Below are 16,709 nucleotides of genomic sequence, written 5' to 3'. Positions count from 1 at the left end.
TGTGGCTCTTAGTTTTTTACTCTGTCTCGTTAGTAAACTGTATATTGGCATGTAGCTTAATATCTTCGCCAAGTACCAGCCCACCGGCTTCTGTAACATCAGGCGCATGGATATCAAAGTCATTCCTGTTTATTAAGCCGTTAACTTCAAAACCGGCTCTGTTTATTCCAAATCCGTCTTTAGCTTCACCTCCAAAAAGAACATCAAGCCTTACATTTTTGGTAATTCCTTTTATCGTCAGGTCTCCATTAAGTACATATTTATCTCCCATCAGGTGCTTAAACGAAGTAGATTTAAAATCGATTTGCGGATAGATATCAGCATTAAAAAAGTCATCCGACTTAAGATGCTCATCCCTTGTTGTATTGTTTGTGTCGATACTGTACACATCTATCGAAAATTTAATATCGGCATTATCAAAATTGTCGTGCTCTTTTGTTGTTAATGTGCCGGAAAAGATATTAAAAGCACCAGTAATCGTAGAAATTACAAGATGCTTTATCTTGAAATGAACTTCAGAATGTGCCAGATCCAGCACCCATTTGTTTGTTGCCATAGTTTTAATATTGGTTTAGTTACTACCTAAAGTACGAATAAAAGTCGTTTTGAAAAAACTTTTACCAGTAATCACCTGTTAATCACATTCTAATTTAAAGATTACACCATATCTTTTGTGCTAAACACCCGTGAATGCTTTGTTAAACTTTACCAATAAAAAAGCAAAATGCTTTTTGAGAATTTCCCCTATTCACTGCATAACCAACAGATTGTTAAAGCTTTTTGTAACGTTTTGCATAAAATGTAACGTTAATTAATATCCTTCACTGTTTTGTCGTGCCGAACTTTGTAATACAACCTCAAACAACTAAAACTATGAAAGATAAAAATCAGACACCGGCACCAAAAGTATCAAGCAAGCCTGAAGACCATGATGTAGATCCAAAAGATTCTGTCCTGAAGAAAAAAATGGCAGAGGCAGAAAAAGGAGCTGCTAAAATGACATCCGCAACTAAAACGCCTCAAAAAATAGCTACCGGAAAAACAGCAACAAACAAACGGGAATATTAATACCAAATCTATAATTATGCAAACAAACAACAACGACAACCGCGACTGGAATAATCGCGATCGTCAAAATGAAGACCAACGAATGGATCGTCGCAGTAATGAATGGAATGAAAGCGACCTTGATCCAAGAGAAACAAGGGAGAGAGAAAAAATGGATGCTTCTGACCAAAGTACCCGCAACAGTGACTCAAAGCCCCACAACCCAAATGAAGAAAACTGGGAAGAAGAAAGAAGAATGGGTGGCACACAGTCCAACCGTGGCACTGAAAACAATGACTGGAACCAAAACGACCAGATGCAGCGCAGCCCCGGAAGATACCATAGTGAAGAAGAAAGAGATGCTTCATCCAGCGATTACTACAAAGGTCGAGATGAAGAGCGAAGTGACTATAATGACGGACGAAACCCTCACAGCAATGACTTTTAAATACGGGATTAGAGGTAAGAATAATGTAGAAATTTTCCCAACCTAATCCAAAAAAAGCGGGACAAATTAAATTTGTCCCGCTTTTATATTTATACTCTATTATTATCGGCTTTCCAGTTTTGTATTGAACGTTTTATGGCATCGGGAGAAAGCTCTTCGTTAATTGCTTTCCTTATAAGGTCAAGCAATTCATCGTCCTGTGCAAATCTCAAAGCAAACAGCTGCCCTTCGCTCAGCATACCTTCGTACATTTCAAGTCGCTCGCCGGTAGTTGCAAAAAAGCGATATCGCAATTCCAGCAATACTATCCTGTTTTGTAGTGTAAGCGCATAATGTTGACGAAGCATAAAAGCTACCCATGTAATTATTGCAACAAGAACACTTAAAAATATCCATATCAATTTTCCGTGTTCCTGTAATATTACCTGCGTAACTGCAACCGAAAACAAAGCAAGCATTAAAGGATAAAATACAAAGTGATGAGGAACATACCAGCGAATATGGTTCTTATAGTTTTGCTCTGCCATTTTTTAGATAATTATTTTATTTCATTAAGAAATTCGGTCACAATTCCTGCTATTTCATTTTGTGATGCATCACTGGTAAGATACCCTCTGTCAATTTCATTAGAAAGGAAACCTAACTCTATATGTACAGCCGGTACTTCTGACTTTGTTAACGTCCAAAAAGGTGCCGTTTTTACTCCTCTTATCTTAAATCCTTTATCTTTAAATTTATCCGATAATCGGGCAGCATACATATCAGACTGCTCTCCATTTACTCCATTCTTGTTTATAAAAAATTCCATCCCTGAAGCCTCATCAAGTTTATTGTAGTTCACATGCAATGACAGCATCAAATCTGGTTTTATGGTATTTACAGTAGTTACACGTTTATTAATATCTGTAAATTCGTCTCCTTCACGTGTAAAATACAATGCAACTTCTTTATCATTATTTAATGCCTTAATTTTTGAAGTAATTGCATCGGTAATTTGCTTTTCAGTAAATTCATTATATGTCGCTCCGTGGTCTTTGCCACCGTGCCCCGCATCAATAACTACATTAATAACACGTTTAGGCCCTTCTTTATTTGGCAATGAAAATGCAAAACATACTCCCAATGCTAAAATCGCTAAAATTTGAAACGTTTTTTTCATGTCCGGTTGATTTAATATTTATATAGATAAACTCAAATATAATCAAAAAAGTGTAATCCTATACCTATAAATCAGGTAAGACGTTTCCCTTCCATACTCGCATTCAGCAGTTTTTCAAAACGTGACTGCTTTGTTTTTTCCTGTTTGCAGATACAATAAGATGCAGCATTACCTTGCGGTAACCAGGTGGCTGTGCCATAAAAAAGTCCCATGCAGTTTTGTTGGCTTTAAACTGTTTTTCCATTTCAGTGGGCAATACAGCATCTTCTGTCCGTTCGTGCGAATATACTCTTGATTTATGTTCCTTACGCTTTTCATAAGCTGCAAGTCCGGCAGGTTTTACCAGGCCCTGTTTTAAAAGGCTTTCCATCTTATCAATATTAATCGCACTCCAAATGCTGGTAGGCTTTCTTGGCGTAAAACGAATGGTATAGCTCTCCTCCCCTAACGATTTTCGAACCCCGTCTATCCAGCCATAACATAAGGCCTGATCTACCGATTCGGACCAGGTAATACTCGGCTTGCCACTCTTGGTTTTATAAAAACCAACAAGCAGTTCGGTCTCTTTTTCTGAGTTCTTATCGAGCCAGTTGCGGAAATCTTCCGCTGTTGCAAAAAAATGAGGTTCCATCTATTTCAGTAAAAGCGGTAATAACTCTGCGATATTCTCTGCCTCCTTAAAATTAGGATGTTCGATAGTATGGTCTATCTGTTCATGCAGCCAGGTAGTGTGAAAAGGAATATGACAGGCATAACCGCCTATTTGGAGCACTGGTAACACATCAGATTTAAGGGAGTTCCCTATCATCAAAAACTCTGAAGGTTCTACCTCAAGTCGTTTTAGCATCTTTTCATAATCTATCTTCTGCTTGTCAGACATTACCTCAATATGGTGAAAATAATGTCCAAGTCCTGAATCGTGTAACTTTCTGTGCTGATCTTTAAGATCGCCTTTGGTAGCCACAACCAGTTTATATTTTCCGTGTAAGACTTTCAACGCTTCATCAACACCTTCTATTAATTCCACAGGCTTTTCAAGCATCTCTTTACCGTATTCAATAATTTTAGCAATGGCTTCAATACTGATAGTATTTTCAGAAATCTTTATTGCAGCCTCAATCATGCTCAATATGTAAGCCTTAATGCCATAACCATATACATCGAGGTTATCGATCTCAATCTTAAAAAGCTCTTTGGCAATGCTGTGCTGCGGAAGGTAATCCGCCATCAGTTCGTAGAATTTATGTTCGGTTTCCTGAAAGAAGGGTTCGTTTACCCAAAGGGTATCATCGGCATCAAAAGCGATTACTTTAATGTTCATGGGAGGCAATTTTCTTCAAATTTAAGCATTAGTAATTACTTAATCTAATTGCACCTGTTCTCTTACCGCCTGTGTAGAATGCGCTGCGATAATTTGCCATTTATCGCCATGCTCTTTCCAGATACGGGTGAATCTAAAGAAACCTACTTCGGTACTGCCAAAAAATGAGCCGCTGATTTCAAGAAGAACCGAAACAATGGCAACGTCGCCCTCGATCCTTATTTTTTGTTCTGACGGAATAATGTCAAAGATTTCAATATTCCCTGAAGCATGGGCATCAAGATCATCCTGTTTGGTAAAGAGCTGTCCGGTATGTGAAGTAAACATAAGATCATCGGCAATCAGAACCTCAAGTTCATTAACATTGCTTGTTTTCATAGCTTCAATAAGCCTGTTTTCTAACGATTGTATCTGTTGGATATCCATAAAAAGTTATTTGGTTTGAATCATATTGAACAATCCGGGGTAGTGTGTTACAAAGCCATCATCATCCACCTGAATATCAGCAGAGAAATTGCCTTCACCATTCTCAAATGTGTAATGGTGATGTCCGGATTTTGTATACTTCTGTTGGTCTTTTCGTATTACATTGGCAAGTATGTCTATGTAAACAACATCTATCAGCGCACTTTCGCCATGGGGTAAAAACAGCCCGTTTATGGGTAGTGAATTGGTAAAAGGTGAAAGCGAGATATCTATATAACTGCATCCTTTAAATTCAGGATAGTCCTTCCCTGAAACATCCGTCCAGTTACTTTCTTCGTCACGCAAAAAATGATAGTGATGCTGAGTATCCCTGTCGTGAAAACGGATGTCGAACTCCTGTACATTCCATTGCAAATCAAGTTTCAGAGTGTAATCAGCATACACAGGAATACTATGCGCCCAGCCTTCAATTTCAGAGCGCACCATAATGGCATCACTCAAAAAATTAATGGCGCAATGCTCATCGGTATCGTTTTCTATCCCACTCCAAAGAATACTCTTTTGCATGACTGATTTTTACTGCAATTTACTTAAAAATCAGATTGCTAACGGCTCTTATATGTTAAAGAGAAGTTATAAAAAAAGCCCCGCTACAGCGAGGCAAATCTTTTACGGCTCAGTCGTTTAATGAGCAGTAGTGTCAAAACAATAAGCATTTTATTTTCTTGCTTTAAGGTAACCTATTTTCTTCCCGTAGTTGTTTACCAACATTCCAGCTGAACCGATATAAATTGTATTTAAATCGGTATCCGTCCACATCATTTTGTAACCGGGCCTGTTTGACTGCGTGAGGCTGCCAATAAGATATACCTTATCCCTGTCTACCTGTACCAGGTTTCCTTTTGAGGTAACATAGTACTTTCCGTTGGGATCTGAAGCAAAATAAGCTTCCGATACCACATTTTTGTCATACTGTGCGCTTTGGGCAATTTTTTCAGCGCGGGTTAAACTTTTTGTTTCTGTTCTTTGCGGCTGCGATACTGGTACCTCAGCGATAGTTTTAGGAGTTGCAGGCTTACTGGCCGCAACTGCCGTAGTAGTAATTTTTCCTCCTGCCCTGCTCCATCCTGTAGCAATGGCTGTCAGGCGTTGTTGTTTGGGCGGATGCGTATGTGAACCCTTAATCGAAGCGATGGCAGCCATAGCGGCCTGTGCATCGGTAAGTGAGGCACCCATTTTTTGAAGCACAAATCCCGAAAATTCATCAGCTTCCAATTCGGTGGCAGGTTTACTCGTTTCATTATCCAGTGTATGTCCGTTCAGGTGATGCCCTATCTCGTGTGCCATGATACTTACTGCCGTCCATTGGTTTCCCGTTGATGAAACGATATTTCCCATAAACTTCGGATTATACAATATATATCGGCTTCCCTTTTTAATAATCGCAGCAGCTGTAGGTATATCAGACGAAGCACGTAACTCAAAATTGGCACGCAAACCAATAACCGACATAATATCCTGTACTACTTTCTCCGCTACCGGACTTGCCGGTTTCATGTATATGGCTTTGGTCGAAGCTCCACCATAGTAGTTGCACATTGCTGTGTATTTATCCAACCCAAATGTTTTTTGTGCCAAAGCAGGCAGTGTGCAGCCGCATGCTGCAAGAACCAAAAAGATCCTGATGCTTTTCATATAGATTCGGCGAAATTTTTAAAGTTACAAGAACCACATTCACATATATTTAACGCAACTGCCCTGCCAAAAAGTGCATCACTTTATTGGCAGGGCATGTTAAATATTTTTTTACGAAAGATTTTCTTAATAATGCTTTAGTTCTTGGGCCAGAACCAAATAGTAAGATAAACCAAAGTCGTTATAATAGAAAGAATAAGTATGTTTTTACCATTCTTACGATCATTATTATTATATGTATAAACCATATCTCCATTAGGAAGTGTCTTTTGGGAAGTCCATAAAACATATCCCGTTACAATACCAAAGAAGCCTCCTAAAATGGCAAAAATATAACCTGCTGCAACCCATCCTTTTTGGCTTTTTTCAGGTTTAGCCAATTGATTGAGTTCTTCTATTCTCATATTATTAATATGACCCTGATCAATTCCGTGGCCTCTTTCAGCCAGAAGCTTAAGGGCAAGCATATAATCAAATTCGCTCCATTCATAATGCTTTACGACAACATCATGCAATTCTTCATTGGTAAAAGAAAGCAAATAATAATCTTCCGGCAGGTTAGCTATCATCCCTTCGGCTTCCTTTTCAAGCAGTGTTTGTGCCTGTTCAAAATTATCAGGGTGCAACTGCAATTCATATTCCTTAGATAATTCGCCAGTCATAGCGCTTCCTATTGCCGATCCGCCATCTATAAAAGTGCATTCTATACCGTTATCAATAAGTAATTGCTGTATGGCACGAGCCTCTTTGGCATCAGGGTATTTTTTAAAGGATACGTAGTTTTGCGACATGGTTATATGTTTTGGGTTTGGAGTTTTGGGTTTGGAGTTTTAGCCATATTTGATAACGCTATAAGCCCCCCTACAGCAAGTATTGCACCTCCAACAAACGGAAAGCCTGCACCCACTAAATCAGCTACTGAAGATGAAAAAAGGAATGGCAGACAAAACACCATACCAAATACACCCGCAAATATAGCTGTGAAAGCTCCAATTCTTGTTATTGATTGTAATGATATCATTTCTTTTTCTCTTTTATGAGACAATAATTGTCTTAAACCTCGTGTGTCCTTATCAGCATAATCTTCAATTTTCCAGCCGGATACAGGGATTGTTATCCTTCCCTCCTTAAAATCCTGATAAAAGACGCCCCATTTCTGCGGAAGCAGTATCATCCCAAAAATAAGTATAGCGAAACATGGTAAGGTATAGTTACGATTCCCCAGCATAAAAGCCTGCATCCTTATTTCATCTATCGGTGTCATTTTATATTCCAGTAGTACATGCTTAAGGTCATGGCTTTCAAAACCTGCTACAAGATTCAGATTATTTTGATCCAGAGAATTGGCTATTTCTTTTCCTAAAGTACCCTCTTTCATACTCCTCAACTCGTCAGCTTTTTCAAGCAAAGGCTTCATATTACTGCACTTACTGATTAACCAGACTGAAAAATTAAATGCTTTTTTAATTACATATTCTCCCATAACGACATCTTTTAGAATATCAAATATAAAGTTTTACTGACAACTTATATTCATCTACCTGCTTTTCTACCAACAAATATTTTACGTATTTTTACCTCTTACAAAACTTACTTCAATGCCCGATACTATTTCAATTTTACTTGCCTTTATTATTGCCCTTGCCATAGGTACTTACGTTGGCAAAATCGTATTTTCATCCAAAGCCGCTGCCGATAAAAAAGTGTCTGAAGAACGCACTAACAGCCTTCAGCAACAAATTGAACAGCTAAAACAACAATCGCAAAACGAGCTTTTAGGTATCGAGAAACAACTCGTTCAGGCGCACGCCGAGCGCGATAGTCTGCGTCAGGCTAAAGATGCCCTTGCCATACAGCTTACCAAAAAGGAAACCGACTTTGATAACCTGCTTGAGCGTATGCGCGAACAGCGTCAGGAAACCGACGAGCTTCGTGAGAAATTCACCAAAGAGTTTGAGAACCTGGCGAACAAAATATTAGAAGAGAAATCAGTCAAGTTTACCGAACAGAATAAAGAGAACCTTAAGAATATACTTTCTCCGCTTCAGGAAAAGATACATCTTTTCGAAAAGAAAGTAGAAGACACACACAAAGAAAGTATTGACTACCATGCTGCATTGCGTCAACAGATTCTTGGCCTGCGTGATATGAACGAGCAGATGAGCAAAGAAACCCTGAACCTTACCCGTGCGCTTAAAGGCGATACCAAAATGCAGGGTAACTGGGGCGAGCTTATACTGGAGCGCGTACTTCAAAAATCAGGTCTTGAAAAAGACCGCGAGTACTATGTACAGCAAAGCCATGTAAACGACGAAGGTAGCCGTATACAGCCCGATGTCGTTATCAATCTGCCGGATGGTAAAAAAATGATCGTCGATTCAAAAGTGTCGCTTGTGGCTTATGAGCGCTATGTGAACGAAGAAGACGAACTGCTGAAAACAGCACACCTGAAAGAACATATCAACTCTATAAAAAGACACGTAGACCAGCTTAGTGATAAAAACTATCATGATCTTTACAAAATAGAAAGCCCTGACTTTGTATTGCTTTTCATCCCTATGGAGCCGGCATTTGCCATTGCACTTAATGACGATGCTACATTGTACAGCAAAGCCTTTGAACGTAATATTGTTATTGTTACCCCTACTACCCTATTAGCTACATTACGTACTATTGACAGTATGTGGACTAACCAGAAACAACAGGAGAATGCCTATGAGATTGCCCGTCAGGCAGGTGCTCTTTATGATAAATTTGAAGGTTTTGTGAGCGACCTGACTAAAGTAGGCAACAAAATGAAGGATGCACAAAGCGAATATCAAAACGCCATGGGCAAACTGGTAGACGGTCGTGGCAATATCATAACAAGTATTGAGAAACTAAAGAAAATGGGGGCTAAAGCCAAGAAATCACTTCCGGAAAATATCATTAACCGTGCCCTGCAACAGGAGGAAGAGGCTGCCGAAAATGATACTAACCTATTAAATCCGTAAGCAATGTCTGAAATCAAATACAGAAAGGTAAGCACCTCTAAAGTTACCATCTCCGAGCTTATGCTGCCATCGCATCAAAACTTCAGCGGTAAGATACATGGCGGTTATATCCTTATGCTAATGGACCAGATTGCTTTTGCGGCAGCATCAAAATATTCTGGAACTTATTGCGTAACTGCTTCCGTAGACACTGTAGACTTTCTGAACCCTATTGAAGTAGGCGAATTGGTTACAATGAAAGCATCGGTAAACTATGTGGGTAACAGTTCTATGATCGTTGGTATACGTGTAGAGTCTGAAAATATACAGACAGGTAAAGTAAAGCACTGCAATTCATCTTACTTTACTATGGTTGCCAAAGATTCGGAAGGCAAAAATGTAAAAGTGCCACACCTGATACTGGGTAATGAAGATGAGATTCGACGTTTTTGCAAGGCGGTAATACTTATCAACCAGAAAAAAGAGCATGACAAGCATTCTAAAACATTCGATTATACCTCTTCTCAGGCTTTGGAAGAACTTAAGAATTATAACATCAGACTGGATTTTAAATAATCCGGTCTTTTTTTTGATACTTCGTTAATTACTATATATTTGCGGTTAAACAAAAACTACTTACCAACCGCATGAAAAAACATTACTTAGCTGCTGCCTTATTGGTTTTATCTGTATTTACAATCTTTTTATCATGCGACTCGTATGATTCAGCTGAATATAAGGAGGTATCTCCTGTAGTAATGGATCTTACTACCGTACCCTATCCTAAACTTTCTGACTATAAGTTCTTTGTTGGCGAACTAAAAAATCTTGAACCTGCTTATAAAGTGTTGCCCTACGACCTGAACAGTTCCCTTTTTACGGACTATGCGCTTAAAAAGCGTTTTGTCTGGATGCCTGAAGGTACAAAAGCGACCTATACTTCAGACGGTGAGATACTTAATTTCCCAGTTGGTGCAGCCCTCATTAAAAACTTTTACTATGAAAATGTGCTCCCTGATAATATCACCAAGATTATAGAAACACGTATACTTATTAAAAAAGCAAGTGGCTGGATATTTGCTAATTATAAATGGAATGATGAACAAACTGAAGCTTTCCTTGACATGAACGCAAGCACAGTTAACGTTAGCTGGATGCACAATGGTAAAGAAAAATCGATTGCTTATAAAATACCCGGTAATCTGGATTGTGTAACCTGCCATTCAAGTCATACTGTTTATACCCCAATTGGTACTAAACCACAAAATCTTTTTAAGGATTTTAGTTATACTGGCGGCGCAGAAAATCAGCTTGAAAAATGGAAACAGGAAGGCTATCTGGATACTTATTCGCAAAACACGCTGGCAACAGTAGACTGGCGTGATACTACCAAATCACTTGATTTAAGGGCACGCTCCTATCTTGATATTAATTGCGCCCATTGTCATAAGCCGGGAGGAGCCTGTGATATTATGCCTGAAAACTTTTCGTTCACAGCGATAGCAAATCCTACTGCTCTTGGAATATGCGTTGAACCACATGACTTCGTGCCAAATGGCGAAAAATATATTATTGAAGGTCAAAACAGCAATAATTCGCTTATGTATACTAAAATGATATCTATAAAAAAAGAAGAAATGATGCCTACTATAGGAAGGACTATAGTTGACAGAGAAGGTTCGGGACTTATAGCTGAATGGATAGACACTATGGAAACACCTTGTCCTTAACTATTTAACACAAAACACCAATTATTAATTAACAAGTATTATTAGCGTAAAAAGGTGTTAAAAAAAGTGTAAATTTTATACCTTGCGGTTTTAAAAACCAACCATGAAACGCATCCTAATCCATTTATTGGTGTTGATGGCAACTTTTCATTATGCTACCGCACAAAAAGGTGTTGATCCAACTCCCGAAGACATTACCCATGCAAAAAATTTAAGGGAAAAATACAGCAAAGATGATATAGTCATACTTTCGGGTGATGAAAAAGTAACGTTTGGACTTTCTAATACTGTTACGGTTCAGCACACTATTGAAGAAAAAATGATGAATATCAACCACAGGGCTGATATTCAAAAATATGAATTCTACGATAGTGAATCCGAGCTTGAAGGTTTTTCCATGAAGTTTAGGAACGATAAAACTGCAAACTTTCCTGTAAAAGATGAGTTTTATAAAAGTGAAGACTTATTTTTTAACGATTACAGGGTGAAGTACATGAATGTAGATTTTCCTGTACAGGGCTACACTTATAATTACGAGCTTAAAAAAAAATATAAAGATGTAAAGTATTTTACCACTTTGTATTTTCATGATACCTATCCTACGCTAAAAAAACAATTTACCATAACTGTTCCCAGCTGGCTTGAAATAGATATAAGAGAGTTCAACTTTGCGGGCTATACCATTAAAAAAGATAAGAAACCGGATCCAAAAACTAAAAGCACCATTTACACCTATTCCATTGAAAATTTAGACGGTATTGCTAAAGATGATAATGCTCCGGGAATGAGCTACAATTATCCTCACATCCTTATTATTGCCAAATCGTTTACTAAAGATGGTAAGCAAACAACACTATTTAACAGCACCGCCGATTTATACAAATGGTATAAATCGCTTGTTGATAGTATGGATGAAAAACCTTCAACCCTTAAAGCGAAGGTTGATGAACTTACCGCAAATGCTAAAACCGATGAGGAAAAAATAAAGAATATTTATTACTGGGTACAGGATAACATCCGTTACATTGCTTTTGAAGATGGTATTGCTGGATTTAAACCTGACGCTTCTCAAAATGTTTTCCAAAAACGTTATGGCGATTGTAAGGGTATGGCTAACCTTACAAGACAAATGCTAAAAGAAGCCGGATTTGATGCAAGGCTTACATGGATCGGAACAAAACATATCGCCTATAATTATAGTATTCCTTCGCTTGTGGTAGACAATCACATGATATGTACTCTTTTTAAAGATGGTAAGAAATACTTTCTTGACGGAACTGAAAAGTACAACTCGTTTGGAGAATATGCAGAAAGGATTCAGGGCAAAGAAGTAATGATTGAAGACGGAGACAAGTTCATAATTGAAAAAGTACCGTTAATGACTGCTTCGGCAAATAAAGAAGTTTATACCTCAAACTTCCGTATTGAAAATGAAACCCTTGTTGGTAAAATTCAGGGAACAATGAAAGGTGAAAGCCGTTCAGGATTTTTATATGGCTATAACACTATTAGAAAGGACAAGAAAGAAAATGCTCTTCAGTATTATATTTCAGGAGGCAATAAAAATTTTTCAGTCTCAAACATTGTAACATCTGACCTTACAAACAGGGATAAAACCCTTACGATGGAATATAACGCAAACCTAAAGAACAGGGTATCATCTTTTGATAATGAGATGTATGTTAACCTTGATTATATGGAAGAGTTTGCCAGCCTTGATTTTAAAGAACGTAAATCTGACTATGAATTTGCTCATAAAAGAGATTACGAGTCTTTAATAACATTAGAAATACCTGAAGGATACAAAGTATCAAGGCTACCTGAATCATTTAAAGTAGCTAATGACACATACACCATGAGTATTTCGTATGAGCAGAAAGGAAACACCGTTATCTACAAGAAGCATTTTGTTGTTAATGACTGTACAATAAAAAAAGACGCCTTCCAGAGCTGGAACCAGTCTATCGCTTCTCTTAAGAAAATATACAACGACCAAATCACCCTAACCAAAAACTAAATGAAAACCCGTATTTTAATTGCATTCGTATCCCTCTGGGCATCTTTTACTTTTGCACAAAAAAAAGAAGAAATAAGAGATTTATTCTGGGGCGCTAATGATCCTTATAAATCAGTAGTCGAAATTCCTGAAAAATGGAAAAACGAATCGGCTGTCGTTATCTATAAAAATGAAAACTACGATTTTCATAAGTTTGGAGTAAATGTAACTTACACCTCATCAACCCGAAAAAGGGTTAAACTTCTGGATCAGGCAGCAATCAAAGAATTTTCTGAATTCTCATTTAAAGACCGTTTCTATTCTACAAAAGGTTTTGCTGTAAAAAAAGGAACCAACTTTGTGGGTATTAAAGTTGTAAAACCAGATGGTTCTGAAAAGATAATAAATGTAGATGAAGAGGCAGTAACCGCTGATGACAGAAAAAAAATTGCCATCTCAGGACTTGAAACAGGTGATATTATCGATTATTATTTCTACTCTGTAGAACCTTTCAAAACATCCCTGGAATACGGATTTGAACCTGTTGAAAATACTTTAGGTGACGAATATCCTATCATGAACCTAAAACTTAAATTTAATACTGAAAATGACTTTTTTGTAAACTTTAATACTTATAACGGTGCTCCTGAACTAAAACAACTAACCACTAAGGGAAGCGATCGCCAGTATGAACTTACTGCCGAGAACATAGAAAAGAATGATTTCCCAAGATGGTATTATCCGTTAGTGGAATTGCCTTGTTATAAATTTCAGGTATACTTTGCACGTAGCGGTGCTTTCGAGGAAAGAGCTAATGCTTTTCTTCCTGAGAAAGAAAGCATAATCAAGAAAACTGTTTCTCCTGATGAAGTGCTTACCTACTACCAAAATAAATTCAGGCCATTTGGAGATCTGGGAGAAATAGAACGCTTTTTAAAAGGAAAGACATTTAAAAACAATGAAGAAAAAGTAAAAGAGGTATACTACTATACAAGACACCAGTACTATACACGCTATGTAGAAGCTTTTGTTGCCAATGAAGCAAAAATCATGGAGCCATTCGCACTGTATGGCTACTATCCCACTTTCTTTAGTACGGAATACCAATTTATCAATCACTTTATGGCTTTCTTAAAAGACAATAAAATTGATTATGATATTATTGTTGCCACACCTAGAGTAAACGGCCCTATCAAAGATTTACTGATAGAGAATAACGCTTTGGTATTACTAAAAATAAATACTGAAAATCCGGTATATCTGCAGTTTTTCACTCCTTTCAAAAATGCGGATCAGATTCCTTTTACTATCGAAAATAGTGATGCTTATGTGATTGAGGTGACAAAGCAGAAGAAAATAACCAAAATAGAGACTACCAAATTGCCATCTTCATCTTATGAAGACAATCAAACCGTTCATAAAATAAATGTTAGCCTTAATCCTGAAATGACAGATGTTAAAATTCAGAGAGAGTCTTCTCTTTTTGGGCATAACAAAGACGGCGAACAACCGGATAAAATGTACTTTTTTGACTATGTAGATGAAGACTATACCAAATATGGAACGAGCCCATTGCTTTCTCTTGTAAAAAACAAAAAGAGACAGGAACAATACACGAAAGAATTTGATGCTCTTAAAAACAAGCTAAAAGACAAACAAAAAGAAGAATTCAAAACCTCGGCTGAATCAGAATTTGGTTTTACTATTGATGACCATTCACTAAACATTACCAATACAGGACGTTTTGGAAAAAGTGATCCGTTTACCTTTACTGAAAACTTTACCGTAAAAAACAGCCTTTTAAAAAAAGCAGGTGCAAACTATGTGTTTGAAGTTGGAAAACTGATAAGCCAACAGGCTGAAATTGAAGAGAAAGAAAACAAAAGAACGGATAATATTTACATGCCTTATCCACGTTCATACAAAGAGGAGATAATATTTGATATCCCCGAAGGTTATACCGTTACAGGTCTTGATAAACTGAACAAAAACATAAAAAACACAACCGGCGGTTTTGAAAGTTCAGCTAAAACCGAAGGCAATAAACTGGTTATTAAAACTTTTAAATATTATACAAACTACTACGAGCCTAATGCTAACTGGAAAGATATGGTTTCTTTCCTGGATGCGGCATACCAGTTCACACAGGAAAAAATACTTATAAAGAAAAGCTAATAACTATATAATGAGACTCCGGCATAAAGCCGGAGTCTTTTGTTTAACAACACTATCAATTGTTAACAACTCAATTAGTTTTTAATCACTTTAATGCCTTTTGTATTTTCTCCTGCAAAAACCTTTACATAATAAATACCGGCAGGATAATTATCCATATAGATCTTACTTGTAGTATTACCTGATTTAGAATTCATAATCTCTTTACCATTCATATCATAAATCTGTATGCTGTCAATAACTTCTTCAGAATTTATTGTCAGCACATCAGTAGCAGGGTTGGGATAAAATTCTAATCCTTTTTTACTAATCTCACCTATCCCCGCTACAGCACTAACTGTAATTGTACCCGTCATCATAGAGTGAACATTACACTTATAAGTTGTTGAACCTTCATTCACAAACGTATGGGAAAAAGTTTGCCCGTTTCCTGTGATGTTTCCACTATTGAAACTTTCTGCACCCCCGGCATTACTGGTTACTGTGTGTGGTAATGCATCTGTCCAGGTCCACTCAACGGTGTCTCCCTGATTAATTGTAAGACTTGCCTGTGCTGATGATACTCCCATAAACCAATTGATATGGTGAGTTTCCTGTGCTGTTACTCCCAATGTAGCAAACAGCATTGCTAATAGTAATTTTCCTTTCATAATGTTTGATTTGATTTTATGCAAAGGTTAATCCTAAAAGCACAACAAAATGTTACGGATTAGCAATGAGTGGCTCCGAATTAGTATTTAGCATATACCATTTAGTATTTGCTGAAGAGAATTAATCTAATTTAACCTTATCGAAGGAATTGAGCCTTTCAAGATGAAGAATTGTCTTTGTGTCATCATCATTCTCAGAATACATTAGGTTAAATTTAGCTCCGTAAATAATTTCACTGAAAGTATAAGAAGTACTTGAAGTTACCGTAGCACTAAACAGATCATCAAAAGCTTTTACATATACAATGATTTCGCCATCTCCATTAGCAAAATCTTCCTCTGTAAATCCATAAAAAGGACTACTCTCATCTATTTTATGAACAAGTGTCCAGCTTAGTGTTAATGCACTAATATTGACAATCTCCAAATCGAGAGTGTAAAACTTATTAATGAGCTGCCCGTTCTCCTCAACACTCATACCCACAGTTATCCTGGCATGAGCATCGATAATATTAGTATTCTTGTAGGGAGCCATACGGAGCATAAGTCCTCTTCCTTCTTTATAAGGAGATATAAGCGCGTTGTGCGAAAATTTAATATAAGCTACCGGCCTGCTGAACCTTCCGTAAAAAAGACCTGTAGCGATTGCAAAACTCAATAATCCCGTTAGCGCTTCTGTGGCCGCAAGGGCACTAGTCATAAATCCATTTGGGCTAATGTGGCCATAACCAACTGTTGTAAACGTTTGGGCACTAAAAAAATAAGCCTTCCCAAACTTTAGCAATTCAGATCCTGTTGCATCAATCCCGCTTAGATATTCAATACCTATTAAATAGTATAAAACAGCAAAAAACAGATTTGCTATACCATAAAAAGCCAACAAAACCCCCATAAATTTCCAGCCCGACATAGTTATCATAGTATGATACCAACTGGTTCTTGTAAAAAAAGACAGCCCACGCTTTTCTACATTAGCGGAGCCGTCTTTATTTATAAACCGGCCTCCGTAACCCGATGGATTACTGCCAAAGCCGGTATTATCACTTGATTTTGCTTTTTCGTTTATCTTCCTTAACAGGTTCATAAATTA

At 37.4% G+C, this 16,709-nt stretch carries 19 protein-coding genes; 7 read left to right on the top strand and 12 right to left on the bottom strand.

Translation table 11 applies throughout. The annotated features are described in order from the left end of the window. Positions 1-16: 16 nt before the first annotated feature. Positions 17-556 (bottom strand): YceI family protein, encoded by a 540-nt coding sequence (locus DEU42_RS11090; protein ID WP_114758371.1) that lies wholly within the window; start codon positions 554-556, stop codon positions 17-19. Between the two features lie 317 nt (positions 557-873). Between DEU42_RS11090 and DEU42_RS11085 the strand changes: the two genes are divergently transcribed. Next, positions 874-1,068 carry a hypothetical protein gene (locus DEU42_RS11085; RefSeq protein WP_114758370.1) on the top strand — a complete coding sequence of 65 codons (195 nt, stop codon included), beginning with the start codon at positions 874-876 and terminating at the stop codon, positions 1,066-1,068. A gap of 16 nt (positions 1,069-1,084) precedes the next feature. After that, entirely contained in the window at positions 1,085-1,495 is a 411-nt protein-coding gene (locus tag DEU42_RS11080) for a hypothetical protein (protein ID WP_114758369.1), read from the top strand. A gap of 89 nt (positions 1,496-1,584) precedes the next feature. On the opposite strand, the gene DEU42_RS11075 is transcribed toward DEU42_RS11080, so the two are convergent. The 9 genes from DEU42_RS11075 to DEU42_RS11035 form a co-directional block, all read right to left on the bottom strand. Next, positions 1,585-2,022 carry a DUF6526 family protein gene (locus DEU42_RS11075; protein ID WP_114758368.1) on the bottom strand — a complete coding sequence of 146 codons (438 nt, stop codon included), beginning with the start codon at positions 2,020-2,022 and terminating at the stop codon, positions 1,585-1,587. A gap of 11 nt (positions 2,023-2,033) precedes the next feature. Further along, positions 2,034-2,654: an N-acetylmuramoyl-L-alanine amidase gene (locus DEU42_RS11070; protein ID WP_114758367.1), complete on the bottom strand. Its 621-nt coding sequence runs from the start codon at positions 2,652-2,654 to the stop codon at positions 2,034-2,036. Between the two features lie 103 nt (positions 2,655-2,757). Continuing rightward, positions 2,758-3,285, bottom strand: a complete 528-nt coding sequence (locus tag DEU42_RS11065; RefSeq protein ID WP_317047651.1) for a YdeI/OmpD-associated family protein — start codon at positions 3,283-3,285, stop codon at positions 2,758-2,760. Continuing rightward, entirely contained in the window at positions 3,286-3,975 is a 690-nt protein-coding gene (locus tag DEU42_RS11060; RefSeq protein ID WP_114758366.1) for an HAD family hydrolase, read from the bottom strand. Between the two features lie 39 nt (positions 3,976-4,014). Beyond that, positions 4,015-4,401, bottom strand: a complete 387-nt coding sequence (locus DEU42_RS11055; RefSeq protein ID WP_114758365.1) for a nuclear transport factor 2 family protein — start codon at positions 4,399-4,401, stop codon at positions 4,015-4,017. A gap of 6 nt (positions 4,402-4,407) precedes the next feature. Then, entirely contained in the window at positions 4,408-4,968 is a 561-nt protein-coding gene (locus tag DEU42_RS11050) for a putative glycolipid-binding domain-containing protein (protein WP_114758364.1), read from the bottom strand. A gap of 150 nt (positions 4,969-5,118) precedes the next feature. Continuing rightward, positions 5,119-6,096 carry a hypothetical protein gene (locus DEU42_RS11045; RefSeq protein ID WP_114758363.1) on the bottom strand — a complete coding sequence of 326 codons (978 nt, stop codon included), beginning with the start codon at positions 6,094-6,096 and terminating at the stop codon, positions 5,119-5,121. 137 nt (positions 6,097-6,233) lie between these two features. Further along, positions 6,234-6,887, bottom strand: a complete 654-nt coding sequence (locus DEU42_RS11040) for a hypothetical protein (RefSeq protein WP_114758362.1) — start codon at positions 6,885-6,887, stop codon at positions 6,234-6,236. A gap of 2 nt (positions 6,888-6,889) precedes the next feature. Then, positions 6,890-7,513 carry a hypothetical protein gene (locus tag DEU42_RS11035; protein WP_147278106.1) on the bottom strand — a complete coding sequence of 208 codons (624 nt, stop codon included), beginning with the start codon at positions 7,511-7,513 and terminating at the stop codon, positions 6,890-6,892. Between the two features lie 181 nt (positions 7,514-7,694). Here DEU42_RS11035 and DEU42_RS11030 point away from each other — a divergent pair, with 181 nt between their 5' ends. The 5 genes from DEU42_RS11030 to DEU42_RS11010 all read left to right on the top strand — a co-directional run bounded on the left by DEU42_RS11030 (position 7,695) and on the right by DEU42_RS11010 (position 14,969). After that, positions 7,695-9,089: a DNA recombination protein RmuC gene (locus DEU42_RS11030; RefSeq protein ID WP_114758360.1), complete on the top strand. Its 1,395-nt coding sequence runs from the start codon at positions 7,695-7,697 to the stop codon at positions 9,087-9,089. A 3-nt stretch (positions 9,090-9,092) separates the two neighbouring features. Beyond that, positions 9,093-9,644 carry an acyl-CoA thioesterase gene (locus DEU42_RS11025; RefSeq protein WP_114758359.1) on the top strand — a complete coding sequence of 184 codons (552 nt, stop codon included), beginning with the start codon at positions 9,093-9,095 and terminating at the stop codon, positions 9,642-9,644. Between the two features lie 71 nt (positions 9,645-9,715). After that, positions 9,716-10,798 carry a hypothetical protein gene (locus tag DEU42_RS11020; RefSeq protein WP_114758358.1) on the top strand — a complete coding sequence of 361 codons (1,083 nt, stop codon included), beginning with the start codon at positions 9,716-9,718 and terminating at the stop codon, positions 10,796-10,798. Positions 10,799-10,901: 103 nt separating this feature from the next. Continuing rightward, positions 10,902-12,815, top strand: a complete 1,914-nt coding sequence (locus DEU42_RS11015; RefSeq protein ID WP_114758357.1) for a transglutaminase-like domain-containing protein — start codon at positions 10,902-10,904, stop codon at positions 12,813-12,815. Further along, on the top strand, positions 12,816-14,969 hold the full coding sequence (locus DEU42_RS11010; RefSeq protein ID WP_114758356.1) for a hypothetical protein: 2,154 nt from the start codon (positions 12,816-12,818) through the stop codon (positions 14,967-14,969). Positions 14,970-15,043: 74 nt separating this feature from the next. Here DEU42_RS11010 and DEU42_RS11005 read toward each other — a convergent pair whose 3' ends face one another. Together DEU42_RS11005 and DEU42_RS11000 are read right to left on the bottom strand one after the other, a co-directional pair. After that, entirely contained in the window at positions 15,044-15,619 is a 576-nt protein-coding gene (locus DEU42_RS11005) for a T9SS type A sorting domain-containing protein (protein WP_114758355.1), read from the bottom strand. Between the two features lie 121 nt (positions 15,620-15,740). Next, entirely contained in the window at positions 15,741-16,703 is a 963-nt protein-coding gene (locus DEU42_RS11000) for an ion channel (RefSeq protein ID WP_114758354.1), read from the bottom strand. Between the last annotated feature and the right edge of the window lie 6 nt (positions 16,704-16,709).

The organism is Flavobacterium sp. AG291 (assembly GCF_003350375.1).
GTDB classification, from domain to species: domain Bacteria; phylum Bacteroidota; class Bacteroidia; order Flavobacteriales; family Flavobacteriaceae; genus Flavobacterium; species Flavobacterium suzhouense.
This window is presented reverse-complemented; position numbering and strand designations above follow the sequence as displayed.

What these genes read in the sequence shown, in the direction of transcription:
- DEU42_RS11005 (WP_114758355.1), bottom strand. Translation starts at nt 15,619, where the DNA reads ATGAAAGGAAAATTACTATTAGCAATGCTGTTTGCTACATTGGGAGTA.
- DEU42_RS11080 (WP_114758369.1), top strand. Translation starts at nt 1,085, where the DNA reads ATGCAAACAAACAACAACGACAACCGCGACTGGAATAATCGCGATCGT.
- DEU42_RS11060 (WP_114758366.1), bottom strand. Translation starts at nt 3,975, where the DNA reads ATGAACATTAAAGTAATCGCTTTTGATGCCGATGATACCCTTTGGGTA.
- DEU42_RS11075 (WP_114758368.1), bottom strand. Translation starts at nt 2,022, where the DNA reads ATGGCAGAGCAAAACTATAAGAACCATATTCGCTGGTATGTTCCTCAT.
- DEU42_RS11035 (WP_147278106.1), bottom strand. Translation starts at nt 7,513, where the DNA reads ATGAAGCCTTTGCTTGAAAAAGCTGACGAGTTGAGGAGTATGAAAGAG.
- DEU42_RS11050 (WP_114758364.1), bottom strand. Translation starts at nt 4,968, where the DNA reads ATGCAAAAGAGTATTCTTTGGAGTGGGATAGAAAACGATACCGATGAG.
- DEU42_RS11040 (WP_114758362.1), bottom strand. Translation starts at nt 6,887, where the DNA reads ATGTCGCAAAACTACGTATCCTTTAAAAAATACCCTGATGCCAAAGAG.
- DEU42_RS11000 (WP_114758354.1), bottom strand. Translation starts at nt 16,703, where the DNA reads ATGAACCTGTTAAGGAAGATAAACGAAAAAGCAAAATCAAGTGATAAT.
- DEU42_RS11045 (WP_114758363.1), bottom strand. Translation starts at nt 6,096, where the DNA reads ATGAAAAGCATCAGGATCTTTTTGGTTCTTGCAGCATGCGGCTGCACA.
- DEU42_RS11015 (WP_114758357.1), top strand. Translation starts at nt 10,902, where the DNA reads ATGAAACGCATCCTAATCCATTTATTGGTGTTGATGGCAACTTTTCAT.
- DEU42_RS11090 (WP_114758371.1), bottom strand. Translation starts at nt 556, where the DNA reads ATGGCAACAAACAAATGGGTGCTGGATCTGGCACATTCTGAAGTTCAT.
- DEU42_RS11065 (WP_317047651.1), bottom strand. Translation starts at nt 3,285, where the DNA reads ATGGAACCTCATTTTTTTGCAACAGCGGAAGATTTCCGCAACTGGCTC.
- DEU42_RS11010 (WP_114758356.1), top strand. Translation starts at nt 12,816, where the DNA reads ATGAAAACCCGTATTTTAATTGCATTCGTATCCCTCTGGGCATCTTTT.
- DEU42_RS11030 (WP_114758360.1), top strand. Translation starts at nt 7,695, where the DNA reads ATGCCCGATACTATTTCAATTTTACTTGCCTTTATTATTGCCCTTGCC.
- DEU42_RS11085 (WP_114758370.1), top strand. Translation starts at nt 874, where the DNA reads ATGAAAGATAAAAATCAGACACCGGCACCAAAAGTATCAAGCAAGCCT.
- DEU42_RS11020 (WP_114758358.1), top strand. Translation starts at nt 9,716, where the DNA reads ATGAAAAAACATTACTTAGCTGCTGCCTTATTGGTTTTATCTGTATTT.
- DEU42_RS11025 (WP_114758359.1), top strand. Translation starts at nt 9,093, where the DNA reads ATGTCTGAAATCAAATACAGAAAGGTAAGCACCTCTAAAGTTACCATC.
- DEU42_RS11070 (WP_114758367.1), bottom strand. Translation starts at nt 2,654, where the DNA reads ATGAAAAAAACGTTTCAAATTTTAGCGATTTTAGCATTGGGAGTATGT.
- DEU42_RS11055 (WP_114758365.1), bottom strand. Translation starts at nt 4,401, where the DNA reads ATGGATATCCAACAGATACAATCGTTAGAAAACAGGCTTATTGAAGCT.